The organism is Phocaeicola abscessus CCUG 55929 (assembly GCF_000312445.1).
GTDB classification, from domain to species: domain Bacteria; phylum Bacteroidota; class Bacteroidia; order Bacteroidales; family Bacteroidaceae; genus Phocaeicola; species Phocaeicola abscessus.
This window is the reverse complement of record NZ_HE997182.1, coordinates 279,420-294,446: the sequence shown is the minus strand read 5'-3', so window position 1 is coordinate 294,446 and position 15,027 is coordinate 279,420. Positions and strand designations below refer to the sequence as shown.

The window sequence follows — 15,027 nt, the reverse complement described above, 5'->3', positions numbered from 1 at the left end:
AAAGGAAACTCATATTCAGCAGACGCTTGCTGTCGGTATTTGTGTTGTGCGCATTTGCCAAGTGTATGATGGCGCAGCATGTCGGGAGTTCGGACAGACCGAGCCGCCTCGACAGTATCCAACATCTATCGGAAGTACTCATCACCGCCCGGCAGACCGGGCATGCCGTAATCCCCGTACAACAACTCTCGGGCAAGGAACTCCGGCGCCTGAGCGTGCACAGCGTGGCCGACGCCATGCGTTACTTCGCGGGGGTGCAAATCAAGGATTACGGCGGCATCGGCGGCTTGAAAACCGTGAACGTGCGCTCGTTGGGCACCAATCACACGGGCGTTTTCTATGATGGTGTGCAACTGGGCAATGCGCAGAACGGACAGATAGATTTAGGCCGCTTTTCGCTCGACAACATGGAGGCCCTGCAACTCTACAACGGACAGAAGTCCACCATCCTGCAACCCGCCAAAGATTTCGCCTCGGCATCGGCCGTCTATTTGCAGACGCGTAAGCCCGAATTTGCGGGGAAAGGCAGGAAAGACAATCTCGACGTCGCGCTCAAAGCCGGGTCGTTCGACACCTACAACCCCTCTCTCCTATGGGAACATAAGCTTTCCGACAACCTCAGCTCACAGCTCAGCGCCGAGTATATGACTACCTCCGGACGCTATCGTTTCCGTTATGCCAAGAAGAACGGCTACGACACCACCGAAGTGCGCCATAACGGCGATGTGCGGGCCGTCCGTACGGAGTACGCCTTGTTCGGCAGGATACCCCGCGGCGAGTGGCGGGCCAAAGTGTACTTCTACAACAGCGAGCGGGGCTTTCCCGGCGCCGCCGTGCGCGAAGAGCCCGGAAAGTTCCGCCACCAAGACCGGCAGTGGGACACCTCCCTCTTCGCTCAAGGCTCGCTCCGCCGGAAAATCAGCGGGCACTATACGTTGCTTGTCAACGCCAAAGCCGCCTACGACTACTTGCACTACCTCAGCGACCCGCGATTGGACGTCACCACCATGTATACCGACAATCACTACCGCCAGACCGAAGCATACCTCTCGGCCGCGCACCTCTATGAGGTAGGCGGATGGTGCTCGCTATCCTTGTCCAACGACGTGCAGTACAACTATCTCGACGCCGACCTCACGGACTTCGTCTACCCCACCCGGTGGACGTTGTTGTCCGCCTTGTCCGCAAGTCTGCGCCGGGGCAGACTCTCCGCCCAGCTATCGCTGCTCCATACCTATGCCGTCGACGAGACCCGCAAGGCCGGAGGAGCGGCGGGAGACAAGAGCAGGCTGACTCCCACCGTGGCACTCAGCTACGAGCCTTTCGGCAGTCCGACCGACAAACTCGCCCTTCGCGGTTTCTATAAACGCATATTCCGTATGCCCACGTTCAACGACCTGTACTACACCTTTATCGGCAACAAGGACTTGAAACCCGAGTACACCACGCAGTATGACCTCGGCCTGACGTACACCAAGATCCTGCCCGGACGGCTGCTGCAAAAGATAGAGCTGCAAGCTGACGGCTATTATAACGAAGTGGAGGATAAAATCGTGGCTATGCCCACCAGCAACCAGTTCCGATGGACGATGATGAACTTCGGCCTGTGCCACATTTGGGGGCTCGACGCTTCCGTAAGGGCGGACTGGCGCATCGGGAAAGCCGACGTCTCCTCCCACGTCACCTATACCTACAACAAAGCGATGGACCACACGGACAAGGAAAGCCGGTTCTACGGCGGACAGCTGCCTTACATCCCGTGGCATGCCTTTTCGGCCATCCTTGCCGCCTCCTATCGCCAATGGACGGCCAATTACAGTTTCATCTATACCGGCGAGCGCTACGAGGCGAGCGCCAACATTCCGGAGAACTATTCCAAACCGTGGTACACCAGCGATCTGTCGTTGTCGCGCACGCTCCCCCTCGGTAAGCTGACCCTCCGGATTACTGCCGAAATCAACAATATCTTCAATCAGCAATACGAAGTGGTGCAGTGCTATCCCATGCCCGGCACCAACTTTAAAGTAAAACTAAATGTAATGATATGAAAAGGTTAGTGGAGTATTTGATGGCATTTCTGTCGCTCTGTGTGGCCATATCGGCTTGCCGCAGCGACGACGAAAGAATCGTTCCCCGCCAAGAGGAACAGGTAGAGCCCGGCAAGACCGATACGATTAAGAAGGATACGACTACCATTAAGGGATTCTTCCTGCTCAACGAAGGGAACATGGGCTCGAACAAGTGCACCCTCGACTATTACGACGCCTTGACGGGCAAGTACATCCGCAACATCTATGCGCAAGCCAATCCGGGCGTGGTGCAGGAGTTGGGCGATGTAGGCAACGACATACAGATTTACGACGGCAAGATATGGGCAGTCATCAACTGTTCTCACTTCGTGGAGGTGATGAATCAGACTGATGCGCGGCACATCACCCAAATCTCCATACCCAACTGCCGCTACATCACGTTTTCAGGCCGTCATGCTTATGTCAGCTCCTACGCCGGCCCCGTACAGCTGGATCCCAATGCCCGCTTGGGATATGTGGCGAAGATAGACATCGACCGTCTGGCTGTTGTAGATACTTGCAACGTGGGGTATCAACCCGATGAACTGGTGGTTTACGACGGCCGGCTCTACGTGGCCAACTCGGGCGGTTACCGCTTCCCCAACTACGACCGCACCGTGTCTGTCATCGACTTGCAGACTTTCCGCGTCGTCAACACCATCGATGTGGCCATCAACCTTCATCGGTTAGAGGTAGACCGGCAGGGCTATATCTGGGTTTCATCGCGAGGCGACTACTATGGTGTACATTCCAAGACCTACGTCATCGACCCGCGTACCGATACCGTTTGCGATGCTCTCGACGTGGCGAACACCGAAATGACCCTGTCGGGCGACTCCCTCTATATCTACGGAACGGAATGGAGCTACGTCACCAATTCGTGGACTTTCAGCTATGCCATTATCGATACCCGAAGCCGGGATATCGTCACCCGCCGCTTTATCACGGACAATACGGAACGGAGAATCAAGATGCCCTACGGCATAGCTGTCAACCCCGATACGCACGAGTTCTATATCACCGATGCCGGCAATTACGTATCTCCGGGAGACCTTTATTGCTTTACTCCCGACGGGCGTAAGAAATGGAGTGTCCGCACGGGCGACATACCCGCACACTTCGCCTTTACAAAGAAGAAACTTCATTATTAATCACAATTATATTACTCATTTAAACATTTTAGCACGTATGAAAAAGTTTATGAATTTATTCTGCACGATGTGCGTTGTTGCAACCGTATTTGCGGCTTGCGGTAAAGATGACCCGGAACCTCTGACTATCGGTTTGCAGGCGCAGTATGAAACTCCCAACTGCAAGGTGCTGGAGATTAAGCCGACGATTGCCAACGGCACGGCCGCCAAGTACAAATGGAGCTGCGGCGACTCTATCTACAGCACGGATGAAGTCTTTACCTTTATCACAGCGGAAGTGGGCAAGAAAGACTTTGTGCTCACCGTGACCGATGCCGAAGAGAAGGTTTACACCGCCAATTTCGCCATTAATGTGAAGGACGGCGGATATAAGCATATACAGACATCCGTTATAGAATACGACCCGACACCGTATGAGTTTATCAATACTTACGTGATTAAGAATAGGAACAAGGCTACGGTGATGAAGGAACTGAACGATATGCTGAAAGAGGGTAAGAAATTTAAGGAGATCGACATCGATAACGGTTATCGTTTGGGGCTTCCGATAGGGAGCATGGGCGGTTCTGCCGTACTGGGTTTCGACCACACGATTGTCAATGTGCCCGGCGAGGATGATTTCAAGATGGAAGCATCGCCGGATGGCATGACAGGCGTGGTATATGTGGCCTACGATAAAAACCGGAACGGGTTGCCCGATGAAGACGAGTGGTATGAACTGAAAGGCGACAACTATGGTAATGAAAAAGTCGAAACCCTCAATGCTTTTGTCACCTATTCATCCGTAGTTTATCTTCAGGATTTTGACTGTTTTGAGATCCATTATAAGGATGATTTGGATGAACTATCCTTAATGACAGGGATTGCTTGTTTTCCCGGTTATGACGAACAGGGTAATTTCATGAAAGGATCCGGATGGAGAGAACCGCCGTTCACGATTAATTATAAAAGAGTTTTTGCCAATGAAGATAACAAGGGATATGTATGCGCTTTTAAGAATGCATTCAATATAGCAAATGCGGTGGACCAAAAGGGAAATAGCGTGAATTTGCCGGGTATCGACTTTATCAAGATTGTTGTAGGAGGCTCTGCTGTTGATGAACTTTCTGTTCCCGGTATAATTGTTGAGGATATTTATGATTGTCATTTAACCAAATGACTTTTTTATTAATAATTTTAAATTTTATTTTTTATGAAAACAAAAATTTTTGTGCTGGGTGTCATGGCTTTGACCTTTGCTGGTTGCAGCAAAGATGATCCGAAGCCTCTAAGCATAGAGGGCTTGGCATCGCAGTATGAGACGCCCAATTGCAAGGTGCTGGAGATTAAGTCGACCATTGTCAACGGCACGGCCGCCAAGTACAAATGGAGCTGTGGAGACTCTATCTACAGCACGGATGACGTCTTTACCTTTATCACAGCGGAAGTGGGAAAGAAAGACTTCGTGCTCACCGTGACCGATGCCGAAGAGAAGGTTTACACCGCCAATTTCGCCATTAATGTGACGGACGGTGGATATAAGAATATACAGACATCCGTTATAGAATATGACCCGGCACCATATAGGCATATCAATACTTATGTGATTAAGAACAGGGATAAGGCCACGGTGATGAAGGAACTGAACGATATGCTGAAAGCCGGTAAGAAGTTGGAAGAAATCAATATCCACAATGGCTACCGCAGAGGTCTTCCGATAGGCTATATGGGCGGTTCTGCCGTATTGGGGTTCGACCATACGGTTGTCAATGTACCGGGTAAAAACGATTTCAAAATAGGAGCATCACCGGATGCCGGTATAACAGGCGTGGTGTATGTAGCTTACGACAAGAACAAAAACGGGCTGCCCGATGAAGATGAGTGGTATGAACTGAAAGGGGATAGTTATGGTCAAGGAAAATATGAGTATCCGAATTCATACACCAAATATTCTGCCCCTTATGATTTTAGTGAGTATGGATATATGAAACTCGATATTGAAGACAGTTTCGGAATAAGCGGTACTACTCGCATTTTACGAGGTTTCCCCGGATATGACGATCAGGGTAAGTATATGGAGGGTTCAGGGTGGAGAAAACCACCATTCACCCTTTATTACAAGGCAGTAGATGTCAATGAAGACAATTTGGGGTATATATGTGATGCTATTAATTTCTTTAATATAGAAAACGCAATAGACAAAAATGGGAAGAGCGTGATTTTGCCGGGTATCGACTTTGTCAAAGTTGTTGCCGGAGGTTATCATATCAAAGCTTCTATTATCGGTCTAACTTTAAGGGATATTTATGATTGTCATTTAACCAAATGACTTGTTGTTTAATTAATGTCTAATTTAAAACTTTTTCAATCATGAGAACAAAATTGTTTGCAATGAGTGTAATGGTATTAGCCTTTGCTGGTTGCAGCAAGGATGATCCGGAGCCTCTAAGCATAGAGGGCTTGGCATCGCAGTATGAGACGCCCAATTGCAAGGTGCTGGAGATTAAGCCGACGATTGCCAACGGCACGGCCGCCAAGTACAAATGGAGCTGTGGAGACTCTATCTACAGCACGGACGAAGTCTTTACCTTTATCACGGCGGAAGTCGGCAAGAAAGACTTTGTGCTCACCGTGACCGATGCCGAAGAGAAGGTTTACACCGCCAATTTCGCCATTAATGTGACGGACGGTGGATATAAGAATATACAGACATCCGTTGTGGAATATGACCCGACACCGTATTGGTATATCAATACTTATGTGATCAAGAACAGAGATAAGGCTACGGTGATGAAGGAGTTGAACGATATGCTGAAAGCCGGTAAGATGTTTAAGGAGATCGATATGAAAAAGGCACTCCGCAGAGGGCTTCCGATAGGTTGTATGGGCGGTTCTGCCGTACTGGGCTTCGACCACACGATTGTCAATGTGCCCGGCGAGGACGATTTCAAGATGGAAGCATCGCCGGATACCGGTCTGTCAGGTGTGGTATATGTGGCTTACGACAAGAACAAGAACGGAAAGCCCGATGAGGATGAATGGTATGAGCTGAAAGGCGACAACTATGGTAAAGAAAAGGTGGAAAACCCGAATGCCTTCGTCACCTATTCATCCGTGGTTTATGATCAGGATTGGAACGAGTTTGAGATCCATTATAAGGATGACTTAGAGAAACAGCCCTTAATGGTAGGGGAGGCCTGTTTTCCCGGTTACGACGATCAGGGTAATTTCATGAAAGATTCCGGATGGAGAGAACTTCCATTCACGATTAATTATAAAAGAGTTTTTGCCAATGAGGATAGAAAAGGGTATGTGTGCAATTTTAAGAACGCATTCAATATAGAAAACGCGGTGGATCAGAAGGGGAATGCTGTAAATCTGCCGGGTATCGACTTTATCAAGATTGTTGCCGGAGGCTTTGTTTTTAATGAAGGAACTCTTCCCGGTATAAGTGTTAGGGATATTTATGATTGTCATTTAACCAAATGACTTTTTATTAACAATTTTAAATTTTATTTTTTATGAAAACAAAAATTTTTGTGCTGGGTGTCATGGCTTTGACCTTTGCAGGTTGCCAAAACACAGAGTGGGAAAACGATTTGTCAGTCGTTAACCAACGTACGGAAGAAGTAAAGGCCTTGGTCGATCGGCCTTTAGTTATGGAAGCCCCTGTCAAGGGTGCCGATTCTTATGCGTGGTTCCGGAACGGAAAGTTGGTTTCTACGGATTCCGAGTACACTTTCCAGGAAGAGAAGTCGGGAACGTACAATGTGGTGTTGGAAACCACTACGCGCGGGGTGCAGAGCAAGGTGACCTATGCGGTGTCAAACGAGATTACCTTGAGTTCGGAACTGAATCAGTTCGTGTTGAATTCCGGTAACGGCATTCAGCCGGAAGGGCAGACGGGCTACTATTGGAAGAAGACCTACACCAATACGAAGTTCCACGAGACTCCTCATTTTACTTTCTCGCACACGGGAGGAAATGTATCCGGTTATGCGTATTGGGACGGGTTCACCGTTTCCAATGTGTACGACGACTCTAACTTCGGTACATATACGACGGATACCATCCATTCGGGTTCCGTCAACTGGATCCTTCACCAGTGGGGATGTATGGACAAGAATAACAGCAATACCAATTTTATGTTGGGCTATTGGGGGTATTACCGTAAGGATATTCAGAGTTTCCCTATCGACCCTGAAAACATTCCTTATCCTACCGCTTTCACCGAAACCGGCTTCTCGAACTGGATTAAGTTAGGGGATGGCAATACCAACTATACCGTAAAACGTATAAAAATCACTAACAGTCCGTGGGCTTACTACGGTTGCAAGGAGGGCGACGGATTCGCCACGCCGTTCAACAGTCCTTCCGACTATCTCCATCTGTTGGTTTTCCCGGTCTACGCATCGAGCGTTATCGGAAGTCCTGTGATTATCGAGCTTGCCAATTTTGGAACTAATGGATTTTGGGGAATCAATGAATGGACTACTAGGAATTTGGGGTTCCATAATGTCAGATACCTGCTCTTCCAGATGCGTTCGTCCGATTCGGGGCAATACGGCATGAATACCGCAGCGTATTTCTGCTTGAACGATATTGAGATGTTTTGATATGCTGAATAGGGATTATAAACAGACTAAGTTCCTAATGCCGCTTTTTGCGGCATTAGGATTGTCCGCTGCCCTCTTCTCCGCGTGCAGCAAAGAGGAGGACAGAAGCCCGATTGTGATAGAGAAATCGGTACCGGCAAAGTTCTACACGATGGAGGAAATCTCCACAAAGGAGGCTGCGGACGGGCATTGCGTGTGGAGGATGGACAGTCTGCCCGATCCGAAGGCCAACTATATCTTGCAGGATACCACGTCCGCCACGGTGCGCTTCATCCCCATCACGGCAGGTACTTACATGCTGTCGATGAACACGATGAAGGACGAAAGAGAGTACAAGGAGGTGTACACCGTCCGGGTGAGTGCGCCGGAAAAGGAGCCGTCGCCTTACATCGCAAAGATTTTTGAAATTCTCCCCGCTCCGGGACAGTTTACCAACCAATTGCCGCTGTATCGGCCGGATGGCGAGGAATGGGCGAGATGGACCGACTACATGAAATGGACGGAGCGCAGCTTGGTGGGAAAGGCGAAGGGCGAGCTTATCAGCTTGGGCGGATTCGGCGGCTACATCATCTTCGGATTCGATCATACTATCTTGAATGTGGCCGGGTTGCGCGACTTCCGTGTGGATGGCAACGCCTTCTTCGCCGCCGCCAACCCTAACCCCAACGCGCCGAAGAAGGGAGGCAGTTGCGAACCCGGCATCATCGAGGTGGCCTACGACAAAAACAAGAACGGCAAGCCGGACGACGGATGGTACGAGATTGCGGGCAGCGAATACAATAACCCCAAGGCCATCCGCAACTACGAAATCACCTACTATCGCCCCGAGACGGAAGAAAAAGATGCCGACTACGACCCTGAAAAGACGTTTGTCACCATCAAGAAGTACATCCGCTGGGAAGACAATCAGGGCCATAGCGGCTATTTGGAAAAGAACACGTGGCACAACCAGTCCTACTATCCCGGCTGGGTGAAGGAGGACAAGCTGACCTTCCGCGGCACGCGCCTGCCCGATAACGCCGTGGAAGAGAGCGGCGAGGGCAAGTATTGGGTGCAGTACTGTTTCGACTACGGCTATGTGGACAACCTGCCCAACGGCGATATCGACAATGCGGTGGACATCGACTGGGCGGTGGACAAGGACGGCAAGAAGGTGCACCTGCCGGGCATCGACTTCGTGCGCGTCTACTGCGCGATGCGGCAAGAGTGCGGATGGCTGGGCGAGACTTCCACCGAAATACAAGGTGCCACCGACCTCCATCTGCGGGGCATCCGCTTGAAAACAAACGGTAAATAGACACGCTTTTTAATGTCTCTCTTCCGCAGGGCACATCGGATTCGATGGCCCTGCGGATTTTTTTTGCCGACGGGATAGACAATCGCGTTGGATGGGTTAAAGATCGGACCGGATACGTTGGATAACCTGTCCGTCGACGTCCCGGATCCCGTCGGATACGTTGGATAACCTGTCCGTCGAGGTCCCGAATCCCGCCGGATACGTTGGATAACCTGTCCGTCGAGGTCCCGAATCCCGTCGGATACGTTGGGTAACCTGTCCGTCGACGTCCCGGATCCCGTCGGATACGTTGAATAACCTGTCCGTCGAGGTCCCGAATCCCGTCGGATACGTTGGGTAACCTCAAATTCGACGTTCCGAACCTCGCCGGATAGGTTGTACAACCTGTCCGACGGGATAAACAACCTCACCGGTGGGGTCCGGGACGTATCCGGATAGGTTGTACCACCTGTCCGACGGGATAAACAACCTCGCCGGCGGGGTCTGGGACGTATCCGGCTACGTTGTGGGACGTATCCGGCTACGTTGTGGGACGTATCCAGCTACGTTGTGGGACGTATCCGGCTACGTTGTGGGACGTATCCAGCTACGTTGTGGGACGTATCCGGCTACGTTGTGGGACGTATCCGACCACGTTGTGGGACGTATCGACGGGATAAATTACGGACGGGATGCATAAAAAAAGAGGATATCCCCCACGGCATATCCTCTTTCCGATAAGTTTCAGTTGCTTACTTGCGTAATTGCAAGGTCTCGACGATAGTACGATAACGCATGATATCGCGATCTTTCAAATAATTCAGCAAACTGCGGCGTTTACCTACCAATCGAGTTAAAGCTCTTTCCGTACTATAATCTTTTTTGTTTGACTTCAAATGTTCGGTCAAATGAGAGATACGGTATGAAAACAAAGCAATCTGGGCTTCGGCAGAGCCAGTATCAGTGTTAGACTTTCCGTACTTCTCGAAGATTTCTTTTTTCTTGGCAGCATCTAAATACATACGCTTAATACTTAATAAAATATGATTTTTTCGCTGCAAAGTTAGGTATTATCTTTTAGATAACAAGTATTTACGTATTTATTTTTCTTCGATCCGATTAATTTATACCTTTGCGTGGTTAAAACAGTTTTGAAGACGATGGAAAGCAAACTGGTCATATATAATACGCTGAGCCGACGGAAAGAGCTTTTCGTTCCCGTGGACGCTCCCCATGTAGGGATGTATGTCTGCGGTCCGACGGTCTACGGCGATGCCCACTTGGGGCATGCCCGTCCTGCCATTACGTTCGATATCTTATTCCGTTACCTGACTCACCTGGGATATAAGGTTCGTTATGTGCGTAACATGACCGATGTAGGGCATTTGGAGCACGATGCCGACGAGGGGGAGGATAAAGTCGGGAAGAAAGCGCGCTTGGAGCAGTTGGAACCGATGGAGGTGGCGGAATATTACGCGAACTGCTATCACGACGCCATGCGAGCGCTGAATGTGTTGCCGCCCAGCATCGAACCTCGTGCCTCCGGGCATATCATCGAGCAGGAGCAGCTGGTCCAAGAGATCATGGATAACGGTTATGCGTATGTCAGCGAGGATTCGGTCTATTTCGATGTGGTCAAATATAACCGGGACTATCGTTACGGCATTCTCTCGGGACGTAATTTGGAAGATGTCTTGCATGCTTCGCGCGAACTCGACGGACAGGAGGAGAAGCGTCATGCTGTCGACTTTGCTTTGTGGAAGAAAGCTCACCCCGAACATATCATGCGTTGGCCGAGCCCGTGGGGCGACGGTTTCCCCGGTTGGCATTGCGAATGTACGGCTATGGGACGCAAGTACTTGGGCAATCATTTCGATATTCACGGAGGGGGGATGGACTTGATCTTTCCTCATCACGAATGCGAAATAGCGCAGGCCGTCGCTTCGCAGGGCGACCAGATGGTGCGTTACTGGATGCATAACAATATGATTACCGTCAACGGGCAGAAGATGGGAAAGAGCTATCAGAACTTCATCAATTTGAACGAATTCTTCCACGGTTCTCACAAGCTGTTGACGCAAGCCTATACGCCGATGACCATCCGTTTCTTTATCCTTCAGGCGCATTATCGCAGTACGGTCGACTTCAGCAACGAGGCTTTGCAAGCGGCGGAAAAGGGATTGCAACGAATCACGGAGGCGATCGGAAATCTGAACCGGATCGTTCCCGCCCAGGTTACGAACGGCATCGAAGTGAAAGGTCTTCGGGAGAAATGTTACGAGGCGATGAACGACGATTTGAATACGCCGATCGTCATCGCCGGTCTTTTTGAAGCGGCCCGCATGATTAACTCGGTGGTAGATCGGAAAGCTACGATCTCGGCTGTCGATTTGGAAGAAATGAAAGCGGTTTTCCGTACGTTTTTCTACGAACTCTTAGGAATGAAGGCGGAGAGCGATGAGAATCGCAAAGCTCGCGAAGAAGCTTACGGAAAAGTGGTGGACATGGTCCTCGAACGCCGCCGACAAGCAAAGGCCGATAAAGACTGGGCGACGAGCGACAAGATCCGTAACGACCTGACGGCATGGGGCTTCGAAATAAAAGATACGAAAGACGGTTTTACCTGGAAGCTGAATAAATGAAACGGCGTAGATACCGGCGCCGTTGTGCAATAAAAATAGCGTAAGCTCGAGGGCTTACGCTATTTCTTTCTCAAAGCGTGTCCTTATTTCTTCTTGCTTAAGTCCAAAATCCGGATATGACGGAATTTAACGCCTGCGCCGTGACCGCAGAAACTGATATGACCGTCCTTGTTGAATAAGCCCGGATGGTTTTTATGATCTACGGTATAGGGGTTTTCGCTCGATCCGTCGGGCGCCACGTTATGCCCTTGGCAGGCTTCGCGGATATTGCCGTCTGTGATCGTTTCGCCGTCGACAATCACGGTAATACGATCGCCGATGGCACGGATTTCTTCCGTATGCCAGGTGTTCAGCGGTCCGAAGTTCACGTGTTTCGGGACGATAATGCCGTATACTGCTCCATGTTGCTGATAATCGTGCAACCCTTTGTAAATGGGCGCATCGTGATCGAGAACCTGAATCTCCATGCCGTCGTATGCCGCATCCGATCCGATATTCGTACGGATGCCGATGCCGTTGTTTACCCCCTCGACGGCGAAACAGAACTCAAAGCGATAAATGAAATCACTGTATTTCTTTTTCGTATAGAGATTGCCTGAACCTCCGTAATTGGCTGAGACGTAAATATTGCCGTCTTCAGGGACATAGGCCGTCAGATTTCCTTGCCAGTTCTCCAGAGAACGTCCGTCGAAAAGAACCACGTAACCGGCTTTCTTTTCCTCGTCGGAAAGAGTGAATACCGGCGTAGCAGGAAGTTCGCGAATGTAAAGGTTGCGAAGTTCCGCTTCGCCTCTTTTTCCCGTGGCGAATTCGATCAATCCCTCCGTGCGGATGGGCTTCGTGTCGGGAGTATTTTTCAAAACGGCATTCTCTACGACCGTTTTTCCGTTCGATTTGACGAAAAGGCGATCGTTCAACACTTTTACGTACAAGGTGTTCCATTCGCCCGGTATGGCCGCAGCTTTACCTTCGCCGTGCAGGAACACGACTTCCGACGGACTCAGACTGACAGCCGGCATCGAGCGAACAGCCAGCACGGCGGCGTCTGCCGATTTCCAATCGATGTAGAATTCGACATTTTCGTACGTTTTCGTCGACTTGAAAGGTTTCTGCCCCGTCGCATTCGTGACGGCGACAGGTTCGAAACCTTCCGGAGCGACTTTCGCCAACAGTCCGTCGATCTCGTCGACCGCATAGCCTGCATCGGCGTCCTGCTCCCCGCGTAAGATCTGTCGGGCCTTCGTCAGCATTTGTTTTACCGACGAGCCTCCCAGTAAATCCGTATTTTTCCCGAGAATATCTTTTATGGCGTAGGCGGCCTGAACAGCCGTAGCTCTGTTGTCCAAGTAGGTGGATATGAGCATCAATGCCGGGAGTGTTCTGGTGGTGCCCAAGGCATTGATCAGCTTATTCTCTACGGCCAAGGAGGGATGCAGCTCGAGGGCTTGACGGTAAAGGCCGAATTTCCAGTCATGATTGGCCGCAGACGCGTTGACCAGTGTCAGATATCTGTTCAGTATACCGTCTTTGGAGGGAGTGTCGGCCTCTTTCGCTAAGCGATAGAGCACTTCGATCATTTCTGGATTGTCGACCTGCAGTAAAGCGTTCAACGCATCCGTATGATTCCCGTTGCGGTAAGCCGTCAATAACTGTTGAATTGCCGCAGGGTTACCCGCCTGCCCCAATAACGGATAATAGAATGTCGGGTTGGAAGTCTTGTCTAACTGCCGGTCGATCAACTCGCATTGCTCGTCGCCGGGAAGCGTCTTGATCGCATTCATGGCCGCAGCCTGCACTTTCGGAACGTTTTCGCCCTTTTCGAGCAGCCTGCACAGCGCACTGAAATGGTCGGGCCCTGCCACTCCGCCGAGTGCATCGTATGCAGCCTCTTTGACCGAGGGATCCGAAGCGTTCAACAAGGAGACAACCTTCTCGTAAGTGCGATACATTTTACGGGCCGACGCCAGTTTCAGGGCTTGAACCTGAGTTGCCGCATGACCGTTCAACGCGCTTACCACACCGTCGTTGATATTGCCGTTGAACGCCATGAGCGCAACGCTGGCCGCAGGGGCATTCTTCCCGCCCAATTGGCCGATCAAAGCGTTCAGCGCTTGCTGTCCGCCGATGATGCCGGCCGCCCGGATTGCAGCTTTCGATAAGTCGTTATCGGGAGAACCGATGGCATGGACTACCGCATCAATCTGAGAAGATACGCGGTGGTCGGCTAACCAGTTCATCACATCCACCTGCGCCTCTGTCGATAGTGCAGTGAATTTCGAGACGACTGCTTCATAGATGTTTGGATCGGCATAGGCGCTTGCATTGCTCAAGGCGGCATTGCGGAGATCCTTATCGCCGCTTGTCAAAGCGGATAAGAGATAGGAAGCGATATGGGCTTTATCCGATTTCATGAGGATTTGTAAGGCTGCATCTTGGATGAAGGTATGCTCGTTCTTCTTCCACAGTTCCTGGGCTTCTCTGGCTGCGATCTTTGTCCGGCCTGCTGCCGACAAACGATGTAAGAGCGTCAGATAGGCGTCTATGGCATTGGAAGGATAAACAGCCTGTTGAGCCGCCGTCTTCAATACTTTCAGCGACTTGACGGTGCCGCAAACGGCCAATGCGGGGTAAATGGCCGAGAGGGTCTTCTCGTCGGCGCCTTTTACCCAAGAGAGCAGAATCGGCTCTGCGGCATCGGCATTCAGCTTGCGGAAGCCGGCGATATTCGCCAACGCTTCTTTTGACGTCGATCCCTGCTGCATCAAGCGAATTACTTCATCGTCGATGCCGGGTATTACTTTTAACCCCCTTTCCGCGAAAGCACTCAGATAAGGATCCGAAAGATATTTCTCGAAGACGGATACGTCGGCGGAAGTGGCGCATTGCTGGAGTTCGGTCATAAGAAAAGCTTTATTGGGATTATCCGTGCAGTTTTCCAATCCGGTGATCAACGCTTTGCGTACGCCTTCGCGGTATTTTTCGTTTTCCGGTGCTGTCGCATAGTTGACGATGCCGCTGATAGCATATTCGAAGGTGGCATTCTTTCCTTTGTCGGCAGGGACTAACATCTGGATAATCGACAGCAGGCCTTCGGAACCGGTATCGGCCAGTTCGCCGATCACTTGGCTGTATGTTTCGGGATTCTGAGTCGGCAATTGTGCCAGATTATCGGCGATGATGGTTTCGGTCGTACGGTTACGGCTGTCCAACTGGGCGAAAGCTGCTGAACTGAACGATAGGAGATACGTCAGTAAAGCGATGGAATATATACTTAATCTTTTCATTTTTTTATTC

Annotated in this window: 10 protein-coding genes; 8 read left to right on the top strand and 2 right to left on the bottom strand. The window is 50.5% G+C overall.

The window, feature by feature from the left end; all coding sequences use genetic code 11:
• Positions 1 to 68 precede the first annotated feature (68 nt).
• From BN102_RS01300 to BN102_RS01270, 7 genes are read left to right on the top strand one after another with little or no spacing between them, the layout of a single operon-like run.
• On the top strand, positions 69 to 2,048 hold the full coding sequence (locus tag BN102_RS01300; RefSeq protein WP_198006547.1) for a TonB-dependent receptor plug domain-containing protein: 1,980 nt from the start codon (positions 69 to 71) through the stop codon (positions 2,046 to 2,048).
• Positions 2,045 to 3,220 carry a DUF5074 domain-containing protein gene (locus BN102_RS01295; protein WP_019207243.1) on the top strand — a complete coding sequence of 392 codons (1,176 nt, stop codon included), beginning with the start codon at positions 2,045 to 2,047 and terminating at the stop codon, positions 3,218 to 3,220. The genes BN102_RS01300 and BN102_RS01295 overlap by 4 nt, the downstream gene beginning before the upstream one ends.
• Before the next feature lie 37 nt (positions 3,221 to 3,257).
• Positions 3,258 to 4,379 carry a PKD-like domain-containing protein gene (locus BN102_RS01290; RefSeq protein ID WP_019207242.1) on the top strand — a complete coding sequence of 374 codons (1,122 nt, stop codon included), beginning with the start codon at positions 3,258 to 3,260 and terminating at the stop codon, positions 4,377 to 4,379.
• Between the two features lie 33 nt (positions 4,380 to 4,412).
• Complete coding sequence (locus BN102_RS01285) at positions 4,413 to 5,528, top strand: hypothetical protein (protein WP_019207241.1); 1,116 nt, start codon at positions 4,413 to 4,415, stop codon at positions 5,526 to 5,528.
• A gap of 41 nt (positions 5,529 to 5,569) precedes the next feature.
• Positions 5,570 to 6,688, top strand: coding sequence for a PKD-like domain-containing protein (locus BN102_RS01280; protein ID WP_156810910.1), 1,119 nt, complete (start codon positions 5,570 to 5,572; stop codon positions 6,686 to 6,688).
• A gap of 32 nt (positions 6,689 to 6,720) precedes the next feature.
• Complete coding sequence (locus BN102_RS01275; RefSeq protein ID WP_019207239.1) at positions 6,721 to 7,815, top strand: DUF4465 domain-containing protein; 1,095 nt, start codon at positions 6,721 to 6,723, stop codon at positions 7,813 to 7,815.
• A 1-nt stretch (position 7,816) separates the two neighbouring features.
• On the top strand, positions 7,817 to 9,112 hold the full coding sequence (locus BN102_RS01270; RefSeq protein ID WP_051007697.1) for a hypothetical protein: 1,296 nt from the start codon (positions 7,817 to 7,819) through the stop codon (positions 9,110 to 9,112).
• A gap of 731 nt (positions 9,113 to 9,843) precedes the next feature.
• Here BN102_RS01270 and rpsO read toward each other — a convergent pair.
• On the bottom strand, positions 9,844 to 10,113 hold the full coding sequence (gene rpsO, locus BN102_RS01265) for a 30S ribosomal protein S15 (RefSeq protein WP_019207237.1): 270 nt from the start codon (positions 10,111 to 10,113) through the stop codon (positions 9,844 to 9,846).
• A gap of 138 nt (positions 10,114 to 10,251) precedes the next feature.
• On the opposite strand from rpsO, the gene cysS reads away from it, so the two are divergent.
• On the top strand, positions 10,252 to 11,733 hold the full coding sequence (gene cysS / locus BN102_RS01260; protein ID WP_019207236.1) for a cysteine--tRNA ligase: 1,482 nt from the start codon (positions 10,252 to 10,254) through the stop codon (positions 11,731 to 11,733).
• Between the two features lie 83 nt (positions 11,734 to 11,816).
• On the opposite strand, the gene BN102_RS01255 is transcribed toward cysS, so the two are convergent.
• Positions 11,817 to 15,017, bottom strand: a complete 3,201-nt coding sequence (locus BN102_RS01255) for a 3-keto-alpha-glucoside-1,2-lyase-like domain-containing protein (protein ID WP_036787067.1) — start codon at positions 15,015 to 15,017, stop codon at positions 11,817 to 11,819.
• Positions 15,018 to 15,027: the final 10 nt, after the last annotated feature.

Coding starts and splice junctions, on each gene's coding strand:
- BN102_RS01280 (WP_156810910.1), top strand. CDS start 5,570: ATGAGAACAAAATTGTTTGCAATGAGTGTAATGGTATTAGCCTTTGCT.
- BN102_RS01300 (WP_198006547.1), top strand. CDS start 69: ATGGCGCAGCATGTCGGGAGTTCGGACAGACCGAGCCGCCTCGACAGT.
- BN102_RS01295 (WP_019207243.1), top strand. CDS start 2,045: ATGAAAAGGTTAGTGGAGTATTTGATGGCATTTCTGTCGCTCTGTGTG.
- rpsO (WP_019207237.1), bottom strand. CDS start 10,113: ATGTATTTAGATGCTGCCAAGAAAAAAGAAATCTTCGAGAAGTACGGA.
- BN102_RS01275 (WP_019207239.1), top strand. CDS start 6,721: ATGAAAACAAAAATTTTTGTGCTGGGTGTCATGGCTTTGACCTTTGCA.
- BN102_RS01255 (WP_036787067.1), bottom strand. CDS start 15,017: ATGAAAAGATTAAGTATATATTCCATCGCTTTACTGACGTATCTCCTA.
- BN102_RS01285 (WP_019207241.1), top strand. CDS start 4,413: ATGAAAACAAAAATTTTTGTGCTGGGTGTCATGGCTTTGACCTTTGCT.
- BN102_RS01270 (WP_051007697.1), top strand. CDS start 7,817: ATGCTGAATAGGGATTATAAACAGACTAAGTTCCTAATGCCGCTTTTT.
- cysS (WP_019207236.1), top strand. CDS start 10,252: ATGGAAAGCAAACTGGTCATATATAATACGCTGAGCCGACGGAAAGAG.
- BN102_RS01290 (WP_019207242.1), top strand. CDS start 3,258: ATGAAAAAGTTTATGAATTTATTCTGCACGATGTGCGTTGTTGCAACC.